The following is a 21,041-nucleotide window of genomic DNA, read 5'->3' as shown; positions in this document are numbered from 1 at the left end:
GTCGCCCCATCCGGCGCGCCTTTTTTGCCTACTTTTTTGGCAAGACAAAAAAGTAGGTCGCCGCCCCGCAGGGGTGGTGAAACTGCCTTTGACTTTGAAGTTAATCAGCTGCAGTTGCAGTTCCAGTTTCAACCCAAAATCAAAAATCAAAAATGCGCCAGATACCCCCCATCCACCGCCAAAACATGCCCAGTAACATATGAAGCCGCCCCCGAAGCCAGAAAAACCACCGCCCCCGCAATCTCCTCCGGCTGCCCCCACCTCCCAAGCGCAGTCCTCTGCCGCAACCACTCGGCAACGCCAGCATCATCCACCATCGGCTGATTCGGCTCGGTAGCAAAATACCCGGGCGCAACCGCATTCACAGTCACCCCGTCGCGTCCGAGATCCGCTGCCATGGCGCGCGTCAGCGCATCGAGCCCACCCTTGGTAGCGGGATACAGCACATCGTTGGCACGCGCCACCTGCCCCGCGATCGAGCTGACATTGACGATGCGCCCGTAGCGCCCGCGCCGCATCAGCTGCGCCGCGTGGCGGCACAAGGCGTAAGGCGCCACCAGGTTGGTCTCCAGCATCTCGCGCAGGTCCGCCGCGTTCAGGTGCGCCATATTGCTGCGGTTGCGCGCGCCGGCGTTGTTGACGAGGATATCCAGGCGGCCATGCGTGGCATCGATGTGGGCAAAGGCGGCGTCAACCGCGGCCGCGTCGGTGACGTCGAGCACCAGCGGCTCGGCGCGGCCGCCGTCAGCGGCCAGCGCGGCAACGGCGGCATGCACGCGCTCGGCGTTGCGCGCGGCGACGATGACGTGCGCGCCGGCTTGCGCCAGCCCGGCGGCAATCGCCTGGCCCAAGCCTTGCGCGCCGCCGGTGACCAGCGCCACGCGGCCTTCGAGGGAAAAAGGTAAGGTAGCCATGCGGCGACTATACCGCAGCGGGCCCAGTGTCCTGAATCACAAACTAGCGGATCAGCTTGCCGGTGGACGACACGATCGACATTTCGACAAACGACGATCCCGTGTGCCGCGTCGGGCTGTAGCTGATCAGGATGCCGCCGAGGTCATAGTCGCGCAGGCTCTCCAGCGCGCCGACCAGCCGCTCGCGCGTCAGGTCCGGCCCGGCACGGCGCAAGCCCTCAACCAGCACCTTGGCCGACATGAAGCCCTCCATCCCGGCATTGCTCGGGTCCACGCCTTGCTGCCGCGCCAGGCTGCGGTATTCGCTGGCAATGCTCATCTGGCTGGAATTGGTGCCTGGCACCACCTGCGTGATGATCAGGCCGCGCGCATCCTCGCCGAGCTCCTTGATAAAGGAATCGGCAGCGTTGTTGGACAGCGTGACGAACTGCGCCTGGCTGCCGCCGCGGCGCAGTTCCTTGATCAGGCGCGCCGCCTCGGAGCCGGAGCCGATGACCAGCACCGCTTGCGGCTTGGCCTTGTTGATGGCGGCGACACCGGCCTGGATATCGCCCATCGGGCGCGCAAACGAGGCACTGGCCGCCGGCTGCACGCCGCGCGCCTGCAGCGCGGTGCTGAAGCCTTCGAACACGTCCTGGCCAAAGCCGTCGCTGGCGTAGAAGATGGCGATGCGGGTCATGCCCGAGGTGGCAAGATGGTTGATCGCGCGGGCCACCTCGTCCTGGTACTTGGCGCGTACGTTGAACACGTAGCGGCTGACCGGGCGATGCAAGGTGATGGCGCCGGTCAGCGGCGCCACCAGCGGCACCTTCTCTGTGTTGACAATGGGCAGGATGCTTTCGTTCTGCGGCGTGCCGCGTACCATGAAGAGCGCGAACACCTTGTCTTCCTGGATCAGCTTGCGCACATTGTCGGGCGTGCGCTTGGCGTCGAAACCGTCGTCGTACGTCACCAGCTCGATGCGCCGCCCCCCTACACCGCCGTTGGCGTTGACCGTTTTCAGGTAGACCTGCGCCCCGGCGATCTGCTCCTTGACCGAGCCCGCCACCGGCCCGGTCACCCCGGCCGATTGCCCGATCCTGATGGTGGTCCTGGTGACCCCTTGCTCGGCCTGTGCCAACGGCGCAAGCCCACCCAGCGTGGCGGCCAGCAGGCCGCACGCCATCCATGTTGTCTTCATCTCCGACCCCTCGTTCGCTTACGAATCTTTTGCTTTGTCATGCGCGCCACGGATAGGCGCGCGACAAGCAAATTACCTCAAAGCAAGGCGATTCGGCAAATCGCTGTTGCAAAAGCGGCGCGGGAGGGCTCGCTGGGGAAATATCGGGCGCGTACCCGCCGGGGGCTGGCGGCCCTCAGGCCGCCAAGCCTCGGTGTGACAACGGGACCGTCCTGCCCATCAGGATGAGGGCAAGCGCAAGGGAGAACTCAGGGAAAGGCGGGAACGGCGGGATCCAGCCCGGCGAAGCGGGCTTCCGGATGGGCCGATTGCAGCAGCGCTTCGATTTCCTCGATGCGGCCACGCGGCACGTCCACCATCAGCAGGATCTTGCCTTCCTCGATGTCTTTTTCGAAAGCCTTGTGCCGGCTGTTGGGCGCGGAGCAGCCGATCATGCTGGAAGCCCAGGCGCCGAACACCGCGCCCAGCACCGCCAGCACGCCAACCAGGCCCCATTGCGGAGTCTCGCTGACGATCGGGAACATCGCGACCAGCGCACCCGCCACGATGCCGATGCCGCCGCCCACCATCAGCCCCATCTCGGCGGCATGGACGATATCGGAAGTCTGGAACAGGTTGGCCTCATGCAAGCCGCTCATATCGGCGCCATCGCGCGCGACAAAGTGGATGTGGCTGTTCTCGATGCGAGCCAGCAGCAGGTCGTCCATGGTGCGGCGAGCACTCGCAAGATCGGGCAACAACCAGAAGATACGTTTGCGCATGACTCTCTCCTCGCTTCAGGCCACGTCAGGCCGTTTCGGACTATCCCGGCAGCGGTGTGCATGCGGAGCCGCCTTCACGCAGCCATGCCAAGCCAGATGGTGGAGGTGGAGGAGCATCCGTATCCGCCCTGGGGACGGGTTTTCTCATTTGTACGCCAGTCGGGAAGTAAGCGCAAGGCGATGAAATCGACATGCGATCCCAGCATCACCTTGCGATTCCGACAGCGATTTTTCACGCGCGAACGGTCCTCAGAAAGTGATTGGCAGGCGCAGCGTGACCTGCAGGTCAGGGGTGTCCCGCGTCAGCCCGGCGCCTACCGACAGGTTCAGCGTGTAGCGGCTGTTGAAGCGGTATGAATAGCCCACCAGCAAGGTGCCCTGCGTAATGCGCACCGAGCCCGGCACGGTCTGGCCGTTTTGCTTGGTCGGCCAGATGATGCTCTGGTCGTAGCCGATACTGAACGACGCATGCTCGTTGAGCGACAGGCCCATGCCGAAGTTGAATCCGAGGATATCGCCCGGGGCGATCTTGCCCAGGTTCTCCTTCTCCCCGTTGAGCACGGTGCGGCTGACGTTGTCCCGCGAGAAATTGTGCAGGTAGCTGAGGGTGCCGAAGAACACCGCCGGATCGGTCGGCAGCAGCCACGTAATGCCGGGCTGCACCGCCTGGAAGCCGGTGCCGGTGGGCAGCCCGAGCGGCAGGCCAGTGCCGGTGGTATTGCCCACGCAGCGCGTCACGCAATCGGTGACCACGTCGAACGGGCTCTTGCCGGTATTGGACTTGTAGCGCAGCCAGCCGATGAAATACGGCATCTTCTCGTTGCCATAGTTGATCTGGTAGCGCACGGTGGCTTCCACATCGCCCAGGCCCTTGCCGCTCGCATTGAAGACGTTGTCGACGGCGGTGCCGGTGAAAATCTCGCGGCTTACCGTGGAGCCGGAGGTCTGCACGTAGGGCACCTTGGCTTCTATCTCCAGGCGCTTGGTGAGGCCGTAGCGGAAGGCAACTGCCTCGATGTAGGTCGAGGTCTTGACCTCGCGCACGTCGACCAGACCGATCAGGATAGCGGGAATGATCGTGTAGCCGACCAGCGCCACGCGGTTGTTGGACGAATACCCGTACTGGAAGCTCGGCTCGACCACGATCTTGCCCGCGGGTGTGAGCACACCGGGCTGGTCGAAGATCGGCGCGATCGTCGGCGGCGCGGTGTTGGCTTCAGGCGGCTTGCCCACTGGTTGCTCGTCACCGGCTTGCGCCATCACCTGCCCGTCGCTGGCTTGCGCCACGCCGACTTGCGGCACGTTGCTGGTGTTGGGCAGCTGTTGCGTGCCGGCCGAGCCGGCGGCCGCTGCCGCAGCATTGGTTGCCGTGTCGCCAGGTGTCACGCCAGTGCCCGGCGCGCGCTGGCCACCGCGCTTTCTGGCTAGCACGTCGTTGCCCAGCACGCTGCGCAATTCGCGGATGGTGGCCTCCTGCTCCGCCATCGACCGCTTCATCGCCTCCAGGACGGCAGCCTGCTCGGTGACCTCCCGCTTCAGGGCATCCAGCCTTGCAGCGGTGGGTCCATCATCGGGCGGGGTCTGGCCTTGCGCCATTCCGCCAAGCAAAAGCAAAGTCGAGCACCCAGCCTGCCGGATGCCGCGCAGCGACCCTTTTTTCATTTCGCCTTCCTCCCCCGGACGACGGACTGCTTCGTGCAGGAGTCCGCAACCTGCTTAACGCATACTGCCCCTCTTGTCGCAATTGCTATCTACTACTCAACCCACTGCCAGCCGCTGCCGTTCATCTCGTCTATTGCCTACCTTCGGCTAGCGGAATTCAGTAATGCGTTGCTCAATGCCTGGCCGGCCATCTCGGAGCGGAATGCTTGCAAGGTGTTCACCCCCGCATTGATGGTCACCAGGCTCTGGATCGTCTGGTTGTTCAGCGAGTTCTGGATCACCGTCGCCGGTGAGCCGCCCAGCGCGCTGGCGGCGACGCTGTTTCCAGGGCCGTTCTGTATCAGGTTCAGCAAGCCGTTGCTCGTCACGGCCGCGCCAGCCGCCGCTATCGCGGAAGCGGGCAGGGTGGTCACCGACGAGCCAGGCGTGCCGGCCGCGCTGGTGCCGGTGCTGGTGCTGCTACTGCTGGCACCGGTACCGCTACTGCCGTTGGCCGCTGTAACGGGGTTGGAGGCCAGCGCGTTGTTCACGGCCGCGTTGGCCGCTGCCACTGCGCCGGTGGCCACACCGAGCGCCGCGGCCAGCCGGCTTGCCTGGTCAGCCGTGATGCGGCTCACGTCTGGAATAGTAAGGCTGGTTGCCACCACCAGGGCACCGTTGATGATCACCGCGCGTTCGATACCGAACGAAACTTGCAGGCCCGCGCCCACGTCGAAGCCGCCGCGCAAGTCATCCAGGCGCTCCTGCGCGACCGGCTTCCAGCTCGCCATGGTGCTGCGCGCGGCATGCACGGGCGGCGCATCGGCTTGCGCCCGGGCGGCGGCCGGCCTTGGCGAGACTACATCCCCCATCGCTGCTGGGGCCGTTTTGGCAGCCACGGCAAAGCCGCCGCGAAGATCTTGCAAGCGCTCTTGCGCAACCGGCTTCCACTCGGCAGCGCTGTCGCCTTGTACGAGCAGACGCGGATTTTCGACGGCGGGGGCGACGGAAGTGGTGTCGGGTGTGGCCTTGAGAATGGCGTCTTTGCTTGCCAGCAGATCGGCCAGTGGGTCCGCCTGACGATCCGCCGGCGGTTGGTCGGCCAAAGGCTGATCATCCAGCGCCTGCGTGCTGGGTTCGTGCGGGGCCGGGGTCCAGCCGGCCATGCTGCTGAGTGCGGCAGCCAGGTAAGGATTGGGGGATTCCGCCTGCATGGCAGGCGGTGCCGTAGAGCTCGCGGCGTCGGTCGCATCTAGCGTGTTGAGCGCCTCGAGCCCCGTGCCTTCGTCTGCCCGGACCTGCCCGGCACAGGCAAGGCCTGCACCGAGCAGCACGACGGCGGTGGCCGAACCGCCACCGCTGCGTCGATGCTGTCCGCGCTTTGAGGATGTCTGGAACATGGTGCGTTCCTTAGAAGTCGCTACCGCCATGTGAAGGCATGACGGTGAAGAACAGACTATCCCGGTTGATACCCATTGAATAAGGGCCGGTAGGCGCAACGCGCCAGTCGGCCGCCAGGTTGAAGCGCGCGGCATCTTCGCGGTTGTGGATGACGAACAGCAACTGGCTGTCCCAGATCGCTTCGAAGTGCTCGCGGGACAGCGCGCGCGTGCCCAGCGCCGGATCGCCGACCAGCACGCGGTTGCCGTGCACGCCCTTGACCACGACAAAGTGGTGGTAGCCGCTCTCGACTACCAGCACGATGGCCGGTATCTGCGTTTCCTCCAGCTTCGACAAGGGCAATTCATAACCATCGGCGAGAAAGCCGCGCGACTCCAGGAAGCGCTTCATGTCCAGCAATGAAAACCCTTCCTGCCTGATCTTGGCCTGGTCGCCGTTGACGTACATGTTCTGGAACACCGTCTGCTCGCTGATCGGATAGCCGTACTGGTAAGTGAGCAGCGTGGCCACCGCGGCAGACCCGCAGCTGAAATCGTATTGCTGGCGGATCGTGGTCTTGTACCGGGCCTCCTTGAGGCTGGTGACGCGCACGTTGTAGTAGTTTCCGCCATCACCGGGCACGTTGACGTAGTCGGCCCAGGCCACGGACACGCCGGCCGAAGCCAGCAGCACCGTAGCTTGCAAAAGCAGCTTGCGCAGCATCATGGCTTGAACTGGACGTTGATGATGGTTGCGTTCTGGATCAGCACGTTGGAGCCCGAGTTCTGGATCACGGTCGGCAAGCCCGCAGCGCTGGCGAAGGATCCTTCGGCAATGCTGTTGGCACCGCTGATCACACGGTTCGCGCTGTTGTCCGCCACGGTGCCGCTCAGGCGCATGTCATTGACGACCAGTTCGGAGCCGCCGCGAATGCCGTCCAGCTTGTCGCTCGCGACGGGCTTGCCGAGACCGGCAAAGGCACCGCGCTGACCGACGCCCATCACGGCAGCAGGGACTTGCTCCGGGCCCGTCGCATCGGCATGCATGACGGATCCGGTGTTGACCGCAGGCACTGCGGCAGATGGCCCGGCGGGCTGCGGCTCGGCGTAGGCCTGCAAGCCAGGCCAAACCAGGATTGCTGTCGTCATCGCGATGACAGCGGAGCGGACCGATCGCATTGGTGTCTCCTTCAGCCTTCTGTGTGCCGTCCCCATCCTGGCGGCCATGCAAAAGACGAGTGGACTCTTCGTCGAATGGGCATCCCGGACACGAACAACGCGCCGGAATGCCCTAAGTTGCCGGAGTCAGGCCGTGCCGGCGGGACGTGCGCGCGGGCCATCCACCCGCTGCGCACGCCACCGCCACGCACTTGCCTTACTTGCCGACCGCCAGGTTGGCCTGGACGTTGACGCTTTGTTGCACCAGCGAAGCGAAGCCGCTGTTTTGGTTGGCGATCATGATGCCCGCTGCCGACTGACCAACGCTGGTCATGGTGTTGGACATATTGAAGGTGCCAGCATCGACATAGTTGGTGCCGCCGGCGCCGCCGGCTCCACCCACTGCTCCATTGCCGGTACCACCGGTGCCGCCCATGCCCACGCCGCCAGCGCCGCCGGCGCCGGACGATGCGCCAACCGCGCCGTTGCCGGCCGTTGCGCTGCCGTTGCTGGCCATGGTCGATGCGCCGCCATTGGTCGCGCTGCCGCCTGCACCGCCGTTACCGCCCACGCTGGCTTGGGCACCGCCCGCGCCGCCCGTGCCAGTGGCTGCACCGGCGATAGAGGTCGCCGCGCCGCCGCTACCCGAGCCGCCTGCGCCGCCCGTGCCGCCGGCTGCACCGCCAGTAGCCACAGCCGTGCCAGCGCCACTGGAGCCGCCAGCGCCACCCGATGCCGATGCGCCGCCGCCGGTCGCGGCAGCCGTACCGGCACCGCCGTTGCCACCGCTTCCGTTATTGCCCCTGGCCTTGCTGTCGCCACCGACGCCAACGCTTGCCGCAAGCGCGCCACCGCCATCACTACCAGCGCTACCGCCCTTGCCGCCGCTGCCCGTCTTTGCCGCACCGAGCGCGCCGCCGCCGTCACTGTAGACACCACCGCCCTTGCCGCCCAGGCCAGCACTACCAGCAAGCGAATCACCACCAGACGCCTTGGCATTGCCGCCGTCGCCGCCCCAGCCAGTGGCCTTGCCGCCATTGCCGCCGTCGCCTGCGTGGGCGCTGCCGTTGGAGGCATAGCCTGCATTGGCGCTGCCGTTGCTAGCCGAACCGCCGCTGCCGCCGCTGCCGCCATTGCCACTGTTTCCGCCATTGCCACCGGTGCCGCCCTTGCCGGTACCGCCATAGCCAGCGCCGCCCTTGCCACCGGCGCCGCCATTGGCGTTGCCGTAGTTGGTGGCAACGTTGCCGATACCGTCGATCCTGATGCCACTCACCTTGCCATCTAGCTTGCTGATCGCGATGGCCTTGTTAGTGTTGAAGGCGTTGCTGAAGTTGGCAGTGGCCGTGCTGCCGTTGTTGGCGCCAGCGTTGCCATAGCCGGCGTCGAAGGTGACCTTGCCGCTATTGTCGGAGTTGGTCTTGGTGGTGGTCCTGCTCGAAACCTTGGTAGAGGTCTTGTTGGAGGTCCAGTTGTGCGTGCTGTTGTCTTGGTTTGCCGTGGAATTCTCATTCGCCAACGCGCCGCCGCCCGACTGGGTCGACGTTGCGGTGGCTGTCTGGGTGTTGAAGTTATCCGATTTCGTCGGATCATTGGTGTTGGTCGGATTGGCCCAGGCCTGACTGCCAGCCCCAAGGGCTAAAGCAATCGCCGACGCAAGTAAGGTCTTTTTCATACAAAGCTCCCAGGAGGATGTCACAGCGGCTCAGCCTCGCTCCGGCACTCGGGGAGAACGCCGGCTAAAGGCTCAGGTCCGGCATTCCGCCAAACCAGCCTCTCATTGCGCATAATCGGTGCCAGGGCGTGGCTCGAAACCCGTAATCCCTTGAAACACAAGGGCTACAAAGCCATCCAATCAGCCTTTCTCTAGCTTCCTGAGGACGAGCGCGGGCGCCGCTGCTGTGAACCGCACGCGACATGTCACACGGCTGTGACACGGCCGGACGCACTGCATGGCCGTGCTTTCCCCGGGACAGCCGAAATTCCCCTGCTATCAGGACTTTAGCGAGGTTCCTAAGGAAAACCCTTGGTGCAAGCGCTGTATCGCGAGTGAAACATGCCTCGCTGCCGGTGCACCGGTCGTCGCTCGCGACGGGTTTCAACCCTTCGGATGACACCCGGCCGTTGCAGTCCGGCACGGCATGCGCTGCCCTGCCACGCAATGGCTTTAATGTATGGAGATTGCGCTGCATGCTGCCTATGCAGTGCGCGCGCGCAACGCCTTGGCAACGTTTAAGCAACTAATAAGCAACTTATGACAACATGACTAGGCTCTATGTCTGATTTAAAGTACATTAAGGCTAATTCAAACCTGTCGCCCAATCACAAGGGAAACCATGAGTGAAGCCGTCGTTCCCCTGTATCACCAGATTTACGTGGTACTACGCCAACAGATCGTGGAAGGCCGTTTTGGTCAAGGCCCCTTGCCCGGTGAAATCGACCTCGCCAAGCAGTTTCACGCCTCGCGCGTGACCATGCGGCGCGTGTTCGATCGCCTCGTGCAGGAGGGTCTGGTTCGCCGTCACCGTGGCCTTGGCACCTTCGTCAACCCGCATCCGATCAAGCCGGTCACGCTCGGCGACCGGCCCGGCAGCCTGCTCGACAACATCATCGACATGGGTCAGAAGACCTCGGTCAAGGTGATCTCGATCGACGATGTGCATGCCACTCCGGAAGTCGCCGAAGCGCTTGGCCTGCAGCCAGGCGACCCGGTGGTCAAGGTGGTGCGCGTGCGTCACTACGGCAGCCGCCCGCTGTCGCACATCACAACGTATCTGCCGGCCGACCTCGGCCGCGGCCTGAACCGCAAGGATCTCGAGATCACGCCGATGCTGCGCCTGCTCGAGGCTGCGGGCGTGAAGCTTGGGCGCGCCAGCCAGACGCTCTCGGCCCGGCTGGCCGATGTGGTGGTGGCGCCGTTGCTGGACGTGCCGGTGGGCGGTGCGCTGCTGGCGGTGCGCCGCGTGGTGCTGGACAAGGCTGGTCGCCCGGTGCAATTCCTGCTTGGCCAATATCGTCCGGACCGCTACGAGTACCGCATGGAACTCTCGCCCGCCGGTGGCGACAGCGCCAACGTGTGGGTGGAGCGCGAAGCACGAACGGGGCTGCGCGAGTAAGAAAAGCAAGCGATACTGCACGCTCACGATCTTCCCGGAAGGAAACCGCGATGCCTGCTCCCCGCATGGGCCGACCACTCTCCCAAGCGCTCACGCGCCCCTCGCGCCGCAAGGCAATGCGCGGGCTGCTCGGCGCCGCCGCCAGCCTTGGCTTGCTTGCGCAGGCGCCGTCGGCGCGCGCCCAGGTGGCCGGGCGCAAACCCATCCGCATCCTGGTGGGGGCGCCCGCCGGGGGCACCACGGACACGCTGGCGCGCACCATCGCCCAGGAGATGTCCCGGGAGCTGGACCAGCCCGTGCTGGTGGAAAACCGCCCGGGTGCCGGCGGCAATATCGCCGCCGACCTTGTCGCCAAGAGCGCGCCGGACGGCACTACCTTGCTGATGAGCTTCACCAGCCACACCATCAACGCCACGCTGTACAAGAAGCTGCCCTTCGACCCGGTCCAGGATTTCACGCCGATCACGCTGGTGGCGACCGTCCCCAGCGTGCTGGTTGCCACGCCGAGCCTGCCCGCGAATAACATCCCGGAATTGATCCAGCTGGCCAAGAGCAAGCCCGGCAAGCTGAATTTTGCGATCGGCTCGGTGGGTTCGTCCGTGCATCTGGCCGGCGACATGTTCAAGATGATGACGGGCACCTACATCGTCAACATCCCCTACAAGGGCACCGCGCCGGCCATTACGGACGTGCTCTCGGGCCAGGTCGACCTGATGTTCGCCAGTACCTTCAACGTGCTCCCGCACGTCAGGAGCGGGAAACTCAAGGTGCTTGGCGTCACCAGCCCGGCGCCGCTGCCGCAGTTCCCTGGCGTCGCGCCGATCGGCGCCACCGTCAAGGGGTTCGAGTCCAGCGCCTGGTTCGGCCTGTTCGGCCCCGCTGGCCTGCCACCGGACGTCTTGCAGGCGCTTTACCAGGCTGCCCGCAGGGGCCTTGAGGCGCCCGCGGTGCGCAAGCGCCTGGAGCTCGACGGCGCGCAGCCGGTCGGCAATTCGCCAGAGGCCTTTGCCGCCTTCGTGCGCAATGACATCAAGCGCTGGGCCAAGGTGGTCAAGTATTCGGGAGCCACGCCGGAATGAGGCCGCTCGCCGGGCCCGCCCACACGCCGGCCACGTTGGCGCAAAAGCTGGTTGCGCGGGCGGCCGGCCTCGAGAGGGTCACGCCGGGCACCATCGTGACGTGCCGGGTGGACCTGGCCATGTCGCACGATTCCAGTGGCCCGCGCCGGGTGGCGCCGCTGCTGCGCGAACTGGGCGCCAAGGTGTGGGACCCGGAGCGCTATGTGGTGGTGACCGACCACTACCTGCCCGCGGCCGATCCCGAGGCGCAGGCCATCGTGCGCTTCACCCGCGACTGGGTCCGCGAGGCACGCCTGCCTCACTTCATCGACGGCGAAGGCATCTGCCACCTGGTATTGCCCGAACACGGCCACGTGCTGCCGGGACGCTTCATCGTGGGCGGCGACAGCCACAGCCCCACCGGCGGCGCGTTCGGGGCCTATATGTTCGGCATCGGCGCGACCGAGATGGCCGGCGTGCTGGCCACCGGCGAGATCTGGTTGCGCGTGCCGCATACCATCCGCCTGCAATGGGACGGCAAGCTCTCGGCCGGCGTTTGCGCCAAGGACATCATGCTGTTCCTGTGCGGCCGGCTGGGACTGGATGGCGGCCGCTATGAAGCCATCGAGTACACCGGCGAGGCCGTGACGGCCCTGCCCATGCAGGAACGCATGACGCTGACCAACATGAGCGCCGAGCTTGGCGCACAGACCGGCTTGATCGCGCCCGACGCCACCACGCGGGCCTGGCTGGCGCAGGCCGGCGTGCCCGCCGCGAAGCTCGACGCCATCGCGCTCTCGCACTGGCGCAGCGAGCCCGGTGCGCCAGTGCTGGCAAGCCACCGCTTCGACGCAGCCGCGCTGGCGCCACAGGTGGCCGCGCCGCATTCGCCAGCCAACACCGGCCCGGTCGACCAGGCCGCCGGCCAGCGCGTGGACATCGCCTACCTGGGCGCCTGCACCGGCGCCAAGCTGGAAGACCTGCGCATGGCTGCCAGCGTGCTGCGTGGCCGGCGCGTGGCGCCGGGGGTCACATTACAGGTGGCGCCCGCCTCGCTGCGCGACCAGCGCCAGGCCGAGAGCGAGGGCACGCTGGCCATCCTGCTGGACGCCGGAGCACAATTGCTGCCCAATGCGTGCAACGCGTGCGCGGGCTATGGCCCTTCCCGCTTTCCTGCCAACAGCCGCGCCATCGCCTCGACCGCGCGCAACTTTGCCGGCCGCATGGGCGAAAGCGGCAGCGCGGTCTGGCTGGCTTCGCCGCTGACCGTGGCGGCGTGCGCCGTCACCGGAAGCATCACCGACCCGCGCGGGTTGCTGCCATGAGCCCAGCCCCCATCCCCCCCCTTCCTGGCGGCCGGATCTGGCGCTTTGGCGACAACGTGGATACCGACCAGATGGCGCCCGGCACCCATATGAAGGGCGGTGTCGAAGAGATTGCCCGCCACTGCCTGGCCGGGCTGCGTCCCGAGTTTCCAGCCGCGGTGCGCCCCGGCGACCTGCTGGTGGCCGGGCGTAACTTTGGCGTGGGTTCCTCGCGCGAGCAGGCGCCACAGGCACTGCGCCATCTCGGCCTGGCCGCGGTGATCGCGCCGTCTTTCGCTGGCCTTTTCTACCGCAACGCGATCAATCTGGGCCTGCCGGTGCTGGTCTGTCACGACGCCACGCGCCTGGTGGATGGCGCGGCGGCGCGGCTGGAACTCGGGCAGGCTTGCCTGGTGCTGCCCGATGGCAGCCGCGTGGCTTGCGAGCCGATCCCCGAATTCCTGCACGCCCTGCTGCAGGCCGGTGGCCTGGTGCCGCACCTGAAGGCCAGGCTGGCAGCGCAGCGCTAAAGGCGCCCGCGCAGGCGGCAGCGCAACCAGCCGCGCAACCTCAAGCCGGGCGCCCGCAGGCACGCTGGCGCAGCAAGGCCATCACTTCCTCATCGGTGGTCTGCCTGAAATCCAGGTAGAACGCGCCCACGGCGCCAAAGCTGGCTGGCACGTTCAGGCAGATCACCTCGTGCGCCGACGCGCGCAGGCTGGCCTCACCCTCGATGGATGCAACCGGCACGGCCGCCACCACCCGCTTTGCCTGCGCCTGGCGCACGCCTTCCAGCGCGGCGCGCATGGTGGCGCCGGTTGCCACGCCGTCGTCCACCACGATCACGGTGCGCCCGGCCATCGCCGGCACTGACGCTCCCCCGCGATAGCGCTGCTGCCGGCGCCCGATCTCGTCGAGCTGGCGGCCGCGCTCGGCATCGAACGCACCGCTGTCACGTGCGCGGCGCGTCCAGGGATCGTCGTTTGCCACAGTCAGCGGCGCACTGCCGGCGGCGTCGCCCTCCACGACCGCGCCCAGCGCCAGCTCCGGATAGCCGGGAGCCCCGATCTTGCGGACCAGCAGGATATCGAGCCGTCCTTCGAGGATCCGCGCCACCTCAAAGGCAACCGGCACACCGCCGCGCGGCAGCGCCAGCACCAGTGGCGCCTCGCCAGCCGCGGCGGCGCCAAAGCCGCGTTCCGCCAGGTGCCGTCCAAGAAAGATCCCGGCTTCGCGGCGATCGGCAAAGCACGGCGGCAATGGCGGGAAGCGGGACATGGCTGGCTCCTGCAGTGGGTCGGTCGGGCCGGGGCAGGCCAGTGCCGTGAGCGCGTGCTCGCACCGCTCACGGCAGCGAGGCAGCGCGGCATGCGCGCGCACTAGCCAAATATAGACCGATAAGGCTGGCGAATCGAGGTGGGGAAAGGGAATCCGGAAAGCAAGGCGGGATGGGACGGCTAAGGCACCGTGCATGCCCGATCACCGTGCCACGTGCTGGCGGCGCCTCGGCCAGCGCGCGATTGGACGTGATTGCGCAACAGTGTATTTTGCCCGGGCCGGATTATCTTTCCGGCGCGTTTGGCTAACATGGCCTGTACCGATGGCAGCCACACGGATCGCCATTTCACCAGCGCCAGCTACGCGGCATAACCCCGTGGCGCGCCAGTCAGACGCAGCGAGAACGCACATGAGTACGCATCACAAATCCACGCACGACACCCAGCGCAAAGACCGGGCGGTCACTGACGCCAGCGGCCTAGGCCTCGATATCCCATACGGCTCGCTCGACGCAGCGGCACTCGCCGAGCTGCCGTATACGTTTCGTCCCGTCGGCACCGCCACTCGCTTCTACAACGAGTGCTTCAGTTAAGCCGCTGAACGCAGCAACGCCGTCGGTGCCCTTGGGTCGCATGACCCCGGGGCACCGGCGGCGTTCTCCATTGTGTCATTGCGTCATTGCGCTCACGCGTTAGCGGGTACGCTTGGCGTCTTCCCTGGCGTCACCATAAGCGGCCTGCGTCTTGCCGGCGATCTCGCCGTGTCCGCGCCGTGCCCACATGCTTGAACAGGGGGGCGCCGAGATCAGCTTAGGCAGTCGCGGCGGCTTTGCTGCTTGTCAGGCGGCGGCTGTAAGCCCAGTAGGACGAATGCCCACGCGTCCGGGATAGCGGAGCGAATGAGGCCCGGCGTCTGGGGGAGACAGGAAAATCAACAGGGAAATCAAAAGAGCGCCTCGCGTAGGAACACGAGGCGCTGGCCGGCAAGGAGAATCCAGCAGGGAGGCGCATAGCCCGACGGGGAAAGTAAGGCTACACGCGGATTCTATATCATTTTTATCAATTAAAAATAGGCAAAGCGTTTCATATTTGCGCATAAACCGCTCCATCGGGGCAGGCTCAGACGCGCTCCGGCACGGCCAGGCCATCGCCAGGCAACGCAGCCGGCACGCCGCGCTCGAGATGCGAGGGCAGCCACCCGCATAGCCCGTCCCGCGTCAGCGGGCGCGCAAAGTGATAGCCCTGCCCCAGGCGCACGCCCTTGCCCGCCAGCCACGCGCGCTGCGCCTCGCATTCGATGCCCTCGGCCACCACCGCCAGATCCAGGGCGTGGGCAAAGCTGATGGTGACGTCGACAATCTGGCCGCTCACCTTATCGCCAGGGTCGGCCTGCACAAAGATGCGATCGAGCTTGAGGAAGTCCACCTCGAACTGCTTGAAGTAGGCCAGCCCGCAGTAGCCGGTGCCAAAGTCGTCCACCGCCAGCTTGATGCCGCGCGCCTTGGCGCGCTGGATCGCACTGCGCTGGTGCTCCACCAGCGAGACGGCATCGCGCTCCGTGATTTCCAGCACCGGGGTCACGTTGGCCAGCAGCAGTGCGAATAGCGGCGAGTCTTCGGCCCAGAAGCCCGCATCGTCAAAGTGCTCGCTGGTGACGTTGAAGGCAAGATGGAACGCGGGCGGCAACGCCAGCGGCTCGATGTCGCGCAGCACACGGGGGATCAGGTGCAGCGTCAGCGCGACCGCCAGATGCTGTTGCTCGATAGCCGGAATGAAATGCTCGGGCTCGAGCAAGCCGCGCCTCGGGTGCGCCCAGCGTGCCAGCACTTCCACCCCCGTGCACAGCCCGCTTTCCAGATCGACCACCGGTTGGTAGTAAGGCACGAACTCGCCGTTGCGCAGCCCGCGCTGCAGCTCCGCGGCAAAGGAGCGGCGCGCCGCCCGGCGCGAATGCAGCCCCAGCACCATCAGCGCAGCGATGCCCGCGGCCAGCGGTGGCAGCACCATGTACTTGAGGCTCTCATGCAGTATCAGGCTGTGCGGCGCGCTCGCGATGACGGTGATCGGGTGTCCCGTCAGTGGCCGGATATCGACAATGCCATGCGCGCCCTGCCCGGCGTCATCACGCCGCACCAGGGCTGGGGCACCGGCATGCTCGCCCGCATCGCTCACTGCGCCACCAGCGCCACCAGCGCCGCCGGCGCCGCCGGCGCCGCCGTTGAGCATGAAGCGTGTGCCCGCCACCTCGATCTCGATACCAGGAAACCCCAGCTTGCCCGCCGACTGCACCATGTCGGCCAGATAGCGCCCCTCCACCCAGACCAGTACGCCGCTGCCCGGGGCGGTGCCTGAGAACACGGCAAGCGCCATGCTGGCGCCGTGAGGGGGTTTGGCAAAGAGGTACTGCAACCCGGGCCGCCAGTTCAGTAGTTCGCCCAGGGGAGCCGCTATCTCACCGCGCACCGCCGAGCAATAGCGCATGCCGCGCGCCACCAGCACCACATCGCGGATATAGGCGGTGTAGGCACCCTGCTCCTGCAACTGGCGCGCCACGCCGCGGCAGGGTGCGCCCACCAGCTCGCGGTCCTGGTAGGCAATGTCAAGCGTATCGGCCAGCGCGAGTTCGAGGTTGTCACGCACCGCCGACGACATGCGCTCCACGCGCTCGCGCGCATCGTGCGCGGCCAGCATCGCGATCAGCCATAGCGCCAGGCCGGCGGCAAGCAACGCCGCCAGCAAGGCGAGCCGCCGCGCCCCCGCGTTGCCCGCCTCTCCCCGCAGCCAGCGCTTCATGTTGCCGCTGGCAGGCTGAGAGTGACGACGGTGCCCTTGCCGATCTCACTGGCAAGCGTGATCTGCCCCTGATGCACCGCCACGATCTCACGCACGATCGCCAGGCCCAGGCCGTTTCCCCTTATATTGCCCCGCCGGTTGGCCCGGTAAAAATTCTCGAACGCCATGCCCGCTTCTTCCTTCGTCATGCCGATACCCCGATCCTCGACCCTGACCGAGACCTTTTCCTGCTCTAGCGGCAGCGGCTCGACCGTGACGGTAACTTCGTCTTTCCCGTCAGAATACTTCAGCGCATTTTCTATCAGGTTGCGTACCGCCTGTGACAATTGCGCGCGGTCCGCCAGAACGTGCAGCGGCACGCCGGCATCGATCACGCGCACCCTGCCCGCTTCGGCGAACTCGCCCGTCACCGTCTCGCGCACGAGCGTGGCTACCTCCACGCGTTCACGCTCGAGCATGCCGCTGCTGCGGGCTTCGATGCGGGCCAGGTCGAGCAAGTCGGACAACAGCGCATTGATCTGGCCGGCACGGGCGTGGATGGCGTGATAAATGCCGCCGCGCCGCTCCACCGGCACCACATCGGCACTCAACAGTTCGGCATAGCCGGCAATGCCCGCAACAGGCGCCTTGAGCTCATGCGCAGCCGCGGAGACAAAATGGGATTTCATGCGGTCATGGCGCAGTTGCGTCGTCACGTCGCGCAGCACCAGCACCAGGCCGCCGCCGCTGGCCGCATGCACGATGCGCACCTCGTAGGCCGGCGACACCGCCATGTCGAACTCGACGATGCCGGCGAATTCCCCGGCCGGCTCGGCCCGGTCCAGTTCCGCCAGGAGCTGCTCGGCGCAGCAGGCCTGCCGCGCCGCACGCCGGCCGCGGTAGAGCCAATGGACAAACTCGCGCTGCGTGGCGCCGCGCAGCCGCGACAACGACACGCCCAGCAGTTCGCATAGCGCGGTATTGGTCTCGTCGATCACACGGTCACGGCCAAACACCGCCACACCGTCGGGCATGGCCAGAAACAGCCCGCGCAAATGCTGCTTCTTCTCGGCCAGGATATCGCGCACCACGGTCTCGCGGTCGGCCAGCGCGGCAAGCTGGCCGACCGCGATGAACTGCCTGACCTGGAAGAACATCACCAGCAAGGTGACCACGCCGGCGATCGCAATGCCCGCGCGCAAGCGGTCGTGATAGCTGGCAAGGGCCGCATCGCTGCTGATGCCGGCCAGCACCGCGAGATTGCGCCCGGGCAAGCGCTGGATGGCGTAGATGCGGCGGGCGCCATCCAACCCGCCGGCGGCCGTGACAAGGCTGTCCTGCGTGCCGGCCAGCGCCCCGCGCAACGCGGAGCCGGGCAACAGCACCTGGCCTGGCTGGCAGCTTTCCTGGCTCCAGCGCGCGCGTACCACGAAGTCGTCGGTGCCGGCCAGCAGCACGGTGCCGGAATCCCCCAGGCCCGCCTTGGCGTAGACCTGCGACAGGTAGCCGGGATCGAGCGACACCACCACCACGCCCGCGAAACGGCCATCCTTGGCGCCCACGATGCCTCGGGACAATGGCATGGACCAGTGGCCGCTGACACGCCCGGCAAGGGGCAGGCCGACATACAGCGACGGCAGCGCACGGCTCTCGTGCACGCGGAAATACTGGCGCTCGCTCAGGTCCAGCGACACGAAGTCCGCGCGAGTGGATGCGCGCAGCCTGCCGCCGCGGTCGAGCACGGACACCTCGAGAAAGGGGGCGATGGCAAGGTAGCCGCCGCGCTTCCATTGCGCCAGCGGCAGCGCGGGCCCGCGCTCCGTTACGGCGCCACCAACGAGCGACGCGATCTGGTCGGCCTCGGCCAGCGTACGCTCGGCATGCTCGGCGAGCAGCCCGGCCACGCGGGCCAGGCCGGCATGCACGTGCCGCAATTCGGCCGCACGGTCCCATAGCCCCAGGCCGGCGAGCGCGCACCAGATGCAGACCACGATGACAATGCCTGACCAGAACGGGCGTCTCGCAAAGCGATGCGCACCTGCCAATGCCTGCCGGTAGATTTCCAGCCTCATGGGAAAGCTACCAAAAAACGAATATATTGTTCATCACAGCCGTGAATCGCAGCCTTCGATACTTGTCCGCGCGTGCGTGCGCCCCGCGCACCCTCCGGGTGCCGCTGCCTGAAGACAGCCTGGTTGCGGCAAAGCTTCACAGTATGATCTATTCAGCTGCGCCAGTCCGCTCGCATGGCCCATCGCCCCGGGACATCCGGCGTAGCCGGCCAGGTGCATCGCGAAGCGTTAACTTCAACGACTCAGCGATGCTTTATCATAATTGCGTGTTTTCCTGGCATTAAGTTGCGCTTAGGCAGCTTTTCGAAGAATAATGAAAACAATACGATACGTAACGCCGCAGCCCCGCCCGGCGCGCGTTGCGTCAGTTGAAGAGGCCATATGACCGATCTGCGCTTTTATTCCACCAGGACCGCTGCCGAGATGCTGGGCGTCTCCCTGCGCACGGTCCAGCTCTGGGTCGAAAATGGCCGGCTGCCCGCGTGGAAGACCGACGGCGGACATCGCAGGATCCCCGCCGATTCGGTCGACCGCATGGTGGCCGACCAGCGCAGCCAGACCGCCGCGCCCACGACGGCCGCAGCCGCCCCGGCGGGAAGGGCATTTCGCGTACTGCTGGTGGAGGACGACGAGCACCTGCTGCAGATTTACCGCATGGCGCTGGAAACCCTCAACCCGTCGGTCGAAATCCTCGAGGCCACGAACGGATACGATGGCTTGCTGCTCATTGGCAGCAGCAAACCCGACCTTGTCCTCCTGGATCTGATCATGCCTGGCATCGATGGCTTCCGCCTGTGCAGGACCATCGACGCGCAGCAAGAGTTCGCCGCCACACGCATCGTCGTGGTGACTTCGCTGGACAAGCATGCCATTGCGGACCGCGGCGGCATTCCCGGGCATATCCGTGTCTTTTCCAAGCCAATCCCGATGTCCGTGCTGCAGTCGCTGGTGGTGACCTTGCAGGTCAGCCCTGGCACGCCAGCCTAGGGTCGGTCCGCGCAGGCGCAATGGCGAGATTCGGCGCCGCCATTGTATATTATTTTTTTCAAATACATCGATGCGTCAAGTTTCATATTTACGCGAACCGCGTGCGGTAAAGGACTGCCTGCTCTAGCCACGCTCCCCTTCGCAAAGATCCCGATGTCTATCCATGAATGACACCTGCGGGAAGCTGTACGCCTGGCGCACGCCAATCGCGCGCGCGGCGGCCGCCCCTTTGGCGCGGTGCTTGGGCTCGATGGCGAACAGGTGGCGACCGGCGTGCGGGCGGTGCGCTACGTCTTCGACGATAGAGCGAAAACCATGCGCAAAAACGGGCCGCAAGTGCAAAGCGTACCCGTTTCTGCGTGGTCAATAGAACCCGTTCCGTACCCGTTTCTGCGTGATTTCCGACAGACCAGAGCAGGGGCGTACCCGTTTCTGCGCGGCGCAAGGCGCCTGGGCGCCGGCCCTGGTCAGTAGGTTTTGTAGGGCAGGAACTTGCCCGACATCTCGATCTTCACGCGATCGCCATTCGGATCGGCATCGCGCCGCAGGTCCATGCGGAAATCGATCGCGCTCATGATGCCATCGCCAAACTCTTCGTGGATCAGCGCCTTGAAGGTCGTCCCGTAGATGCTGACCAGTTCATAGAAGCGGTAGATCAGCGGATCGGTCGGCACGGGAGTGGGCAGCGAGCCCTTGTAAGGCACGGTGCGCAGCCACGGCTCGGCCTCCGGCGGCAAGCCGAAGATCTCCATGATGGCCTGCGCGCCGGGCGCGTCGAAGGCCATCTGGCCCAGGCACGCGGCGGTCGTCCACTCCTTGCTCTTGCCGACCTTCTCGGCCACATCGGACCACCTGATGCCTTTGGTGACCTTGGCCTCAATGATCAGGTCGGTGATATCGCTGCGATTCATTTGCGCTCCTTTGGATTCTGGATTGGTTTTGGGGGGACTTTGGGACGGGGCGGCGCTAGCGCCGGACGATGTCAGGGAAGCCCGTCCAGCCGCGTGCAAGCCGCGGTGCGCGCGTTGTCGTATCGCGCCAGCGCGGCAAAAGACGTAGCACCCGGCACGAGGGCCTGCAGCGCCAACACGACAAGAAGGATCGGCATCGCACCTCCGCAGGTTCGTGCGCACAAGATGGTGACGCGCCCGGCACGCCTCAGGCACACATCAGGCAATGTCACCGCGCGCCAGTGTGGATCGATGCGCGCATCACCAGAATGACCACGGGCGCACCCTCGTGGCAAGGCGCTCCGCGCAAGGTTCATGCCACTGCACCGGGCACCGGACGCTTCGCCAGACGGTGCATGCAAGCGCGGGTGTTACGCACGGGCGCACCAAGGCCGACGCCGTGCACGCACTGCCGCGGTGAATCACGCCGCGCGTGCGCACCTGTCATTGCAGCCTCGCCCCCAAGCGGTGC

19 protein-coding genes are annotated in these 21,041 nt (G+C 66.0%); 6 read left to right on the top strand and 13 right to left on the bottom strand.

All coding sequences use genetic code 11. From position 1 onward, the window contains the following. Nucleotides 1-146: 146 nt before the first annotated feature. The 8 genes from RR42_RS21135 to RR42_RS40460 all read right to left on the bottom strand — a co-directional run bounded on the left by RR42_RS21135 (nucleotide 147) and on the right by RR42_RS40460 (nucleotide 8,708). The gene (locus tag RR42_RS21135; RefSeq protein WP_043352722.1) at nucleotides 147-914 is read right to left on the bottom strand and encodes an SDR family oxidoreductase; all 768 of its coding nucleotides are present in this window, start codon (nucleotides 912-914) and stop codon (nucleotides 147-149) included. A 43-nt stretch (nucleotides 915-957) separates the two neighbouring features. Beyond that, a complete protein-coding gene (locus RR42_RS21130; protein WP_043352721.1) occupies nucleotides 958-2,094 on the bottom strand; it encodes an ABC transporter substrate-binding protein in 1,137 nt (378 codons plus the stop codon). A 248-nt stretch (nucleotides 2,095-2,342) separates the two neighbouring features. Continuing rightward, a complete protein-coding gene (locus RR42_RS21125) occupies nucleotides 2,343-2,855 on the bottom strand; it encodes a hypothetical protein (RefSeq protein WP_043352720.1) in 513 nt (170 codons plus the stop codon). A gap of 249 nt (nucleotides 2,856-3,104) precedes the next feature. Further along, nucleotides 3,105-4,517: a hypothetical protein gene (locus tag RR42_RS21120; RefSeq protein ID WP_043352718.1), complete on the bottom strand. Its 1,413-nt coding sequence runs from the start codon at nucleotides 4,515-4,517 to the stop codon at nucleotides 3,105-3,107. A gap of 137 nt (nucleotides 4,518-4,654) precedes the next feature. Beyond that, nucleotides 4,655-5,896, bottom strand: a complete 1,242-nt coding sequence (locus tag RR42_RS37825; protein ID WP_052494837.1) for a hypothetical protein — start codon at nucleotides 5,894-5,896, stop codon at nucleotides 4,655-4,657. Nucleotides 5,897-5,906: 10 nt separating this feature from the next. Further along, complete coding sequence (locus RR42_RS21110) at nucleotides 5,907-6,602, bottom strand: C39 family peptidase (RefSeq protein ID WP_043352716.1); 696 nt, start codon at nucleotides 6,600-6,602, stop codon at nucleotides 5,907-5,909. Continuing rightward, a complete protein-coding gene (locus RR42_RS21105) occupies nucleotides 6,599-7,054 on the bottom strand; it encodes a hypothetical protein (protein ID WP_043352712.1) in 456 nt (151 codons plus the stop codon). The genes RR42_RS21110 and RR42_RS21105 overlap by 4 nt, the downstream gene beginning before the upstream one ends. Nucleotides 7,055-7,250: 196 nt before the next feature. After that, nucleotides 7,251-8,708 carry a hypothetical protein gene (locus RR42_RS40460; RefSeq protein WP_043352710.1) on the bottom strand — a complete coding sequence of 486 codons (1,458 nt, stop codon included), beginning with the start codon at nucleotides 8,706-8,708 and terminating at the stop codon, nucleotides 7,251-7,253. Nucleotides 8,709-9,369: 661 nt separating this feature from the next. Here RR42_RS40460 and RR42_RS21095 point away from each other — a divergent pair. The 4 genes from RR42_RS21095 to RR42_RS21080 are packed head-to-tail and all read left to right on the top strand — an operon-like array spanning nucleotide 9,370 to nucleotide 13,041. Then, nucleotides 9,370-10,149 carry a GntR family transcriptional regulator gene (locus RR42_RS21095; protein ID WP_043352707.1) on the top strand — a complete coding sequence of 260 codons (780 nt, stop codon included), beginning with the start codon at nucleotides 9,370-9,372 and terminating at the stop codon, nucleotides 10,147-10,149. A 50-nt stretch (nucleotides 10,150-10,199) separates the two neighbouring features. Next, a complete protein-coding gene (locus RR42_RS21090) occupies nucleotides 10,200-11,228 on the top strand; it encodes a tripartite tricarboxylate transporter substrate binding protein (protein ID WP_043352706.1) in 1,029 nt (342 codons plus the stop codon). Further along, entirely contained in the window at nucleotides 11,225-12,532 is a 1,308-nt protein-coding gene (locus tag RR42_RS21085) for a 3-isopropylmalate dehydratase large subunit (protein ID WP_043352703.1), read from the top strand. The genes RR42_RS21090 and RR42_RS21085 overlap by 4 nt, the downstream gene beginning before the upstream one ends. Further along, on the top strand, nucleotides 12,529-13,041 hold the full coding sequence (locus RR42_RS21080) for a 3-isopropylmalate dehydratase (protein ID WP_043352702.1): 513 nt from the start codon (nucleotides 12,529-12,531) through the stop codon (nucleotides 13,039-13,041). Before RR42_RS21085 ends, RR42_RS21080 begins: the two co-directional genes overlap by 4 nt. A gap of 40 nt (nucleotides 13,042-13,081) precedes the next feature. On the opposite strand, the gene RR42_RS21075 is transcribed toward RR42_RS21080, so the two are convergent. After that, complete coding sequence (locus RR42_RS21075; protein WP_043352700.1) at nucleotides 13,082-13,789, bottom strand: phosphoribosyltransferase; 708 nt, start codon at nucleotides 13,787-13,789, stop codon at nucleotides 13,082-13,084. Nucleotides 13,790-14,198: 409 nt separating this feature from the next. On the opposite strand from RR42_RS21075, the gene RR42_RS21070 reads away from it, so the two are divergent. Further along, nucleotides 14,199-14,381, top strand: coding sequence for a hypothetical protein (locus RR42_RS21070; protein ID WP_043352698.1), 183 nt, complete (start codon nucleotides 14,199-14,201; stop codon nucleotides 14,379-14,381). 526 nt (nucleotides 14,382-14,907) lie between these two features. On the opposite strand, the gene RR42_RS21065 is transcribed toward RR42_RS21070, so the two are convergent. Together RR42_RS21065 and RR42_RS21060 are read right to left on the bottom strand one after the other, a co-directional pair. After that, a complete protein-coding gene (locus RR42_RS21065; protein ID WP_052494836.1) occupies nucleotides 14,908-16,581 on the bottom strand; it encodes an EAL domain-containing protein in 1,674 nt (557 codons plus the stop codon). Continuing rightward, complete coding sequence (locus tag RR42_RS21060; RefSeq protein WP_236702142.1) at nucleotides 16,578-18,632, bottom strand: ATP-binding protein; 2,055 nt, start codon at nucleotides 18,630-18,632, stop codon at nucleotides 16,578-16,580. The genes RR42_RS21065 and RR42_RS21060 overlap by 4 nt, the downstream gene beginning before the upstream one ends. A gap of 381 nt (nucleotides 18,633-19,013) precedes the next feature. Between RR42_RS21060 and RR42_RS21055 the strand changes: the two genes are divergently transcribed. Continuing rightward, on the top strand, nucleotides 19,014-19,619 hold the full coding sequence (locus tag RR42_RS21055; RefSeq protein ID WP_043352697.1) for a response regulator: 606 nt from the start codon (nucleotides 19,014-19,016) through the stop codon (nucleotides 19,617-19,619). Nucleotides 19,620-20,086: 467 nt separating this feature from the next. Here the strand turns inward: RR42_RS21055 and cynS are convergent, their stop codons facing one another. Both cynS and RR42_RS41505 read right to left on the bottom strand, forming a co-directional pair. Next, nucleotides 20,087-20,530, bottom strand: coding sequence for a cyanase (cynS, locus tag RR42_RS21045; RefSeq protein WP_043352693.1), 444 nt, complete (start codon nucleotides 20,528-20,530; stop codon nucleotides 20,087-20,089). Between the two features lie 71 nt (nucleotides 20,531-20,601). Further along, a complete protein-coding gene (locus tag RR42_RS41505; RefSeq protein WP_269083428.1) occupies nucleotides 20,602-20,727 on the bottom strand; it encodes a hypothetical protein in 126 nt (41 codons plus the stop codon). Nucleotides 20,728-21,041: the final 314 nt, after the last annotated feature.

The sequence above is a fragment of the Cupriavidus basilensis genome, from assembly GCF_000832305.1.
GTDB lineage: Bacteria > Pseudomonadota > Gammaproteobacteria > Burkholderiales > Burkholderiaceae > Cupriavidus > Cupriavidus basilensis_F.
This window is presented reverse-complemented; position numbering and strand designations above follow the sequence as displayed.

Coding starts and splice junctions, on each gene's coding strand:
- RR42_RS21070 (WP_043352698.1), top strand. CDS start 14,199: ATGAGTACGCATCACAAATCCACGCACGACACCCAGCGCAAAGACCGG.
- RR42_RS21120 (WP_043352718.1), bottom strand. CDS start 4,517: ATGAAAAAAGGGTCGCTGCGCGGCATCCGGCAGGCTGGGTGCTCGACT.
- cynS (WP_043352693.1), bottom strand. CDS start 20,530: ATGAATCGCAGCGATATCACCGACCTGATCATTGAGGCCAAGGTCACC.
- RR42_RS21105 (WP_043352712.1), bottom strand. CDS start 7,054: ATGCGATCGGTCCGCTCCGCTGTCATCGCGATGACGACAGCAATCCTG.
- RR42_RS41505 (WP_269083428.1), bottom strand. CDS start 20,727: ATGCCGATCCTTCTTGTCGTGTTGGCGCTGCAGGCCCTCGTGCCGGGT.
- RR42_RS37825 (WP_052494837.1), bottom strand. CDS start 5,896: ATGTTCCAGACATCCTCAAAGCGCGGACAGCATCGACGCAGCGGTGGC.
- RR42_RS21055 (WP_043352697.1), top strand. CDS start 19,014: ATGACCGATCTGCGCTTTTATTCCACCAGGACCGCTGCCGAGATGCTG.
- RR42_RS21135 (WP_043352722.1), bottom strand. CDS start 914: ATGGCTACCTTACCTTTTTCCCTCGAAGGCCGCGTGGCGCTGGTCACC.
- RR42_RS21125 (WP_043352720.1), bottom strand. CDS start 2,855: ATGCGCAAACGTATCTTCTGGTTGTTGCCCGATCTTGCGAGTGCTCGC.
- RR42_RS21065 (WP_052494836.1), bottom strand. CDS start 16,581: ATGAAGCGCTGGCTGCGGGGAGAGGCGGGCAACGCGGGGGCGCGGCGG.
- RR42_RS21090 (WP_043352706.1), top strand. CDS start 10,200: ATGCCTGCTCCCCGCATGGGCCGACCACTCTCCCAAGCGCTCACGCGC.
- RR42_RS21060 (WP_236702142.1), bottom strand. CDS start 18,632: ATGAGGCTGGAAATCTACCGGCAGGCATTGGCAGGTGCGCATCGCTTT.
- RR42_RS40460 (WP_043352710.1), bottom strand. CDS start 8,708: ATGAAAAAGACCTTACTTGCGTCGGCGATTGCTTTAGCCCTTGGGGCT.
- RR42_RS21130 (WP_043352721.1), bottom strand. CDS start 2,094: ATGAAGACAACATGGATGGCGTGCGGCCTGCTGGCCGCCACGCTGGGT.
- RR42_RS21075 (WP_043352700.1), bottom strand. CDS start 13,789: ATGTCCCGCTTCCCGCCATTGCCGCCGTGCTTTGCCGATCGCCGCGAA.
- RR42_RS21085 (WP_043352703.1), top strand. CDS start 11,225: ATGAGGCCGCTCGCCGGGCCCGCCCACACGCCGGCCACGTTGGCGCAA.
- RR42_RS21110 (WP_043352716.1), bottom strand. CDS start 6,602: ATGATGCTGCGCAAGCTGCTTTTGCAAGCTACGGTGCTGCTGGCTTCG.
- RR42_RS21095 (WP_043352707.1), top strand. CDS start 9,370: ATGAGTGAAGCCGTCGTTCCCCTGTATCACCAGATTTACGTGGTACTA.
- RR42_RS21080 (WP_043352702.1), top strand. CDS start 12,529: ATGAGCCCAGCCCCCATCCCCCCCCTTCCTGGCGGCCGGATCTGGCGC.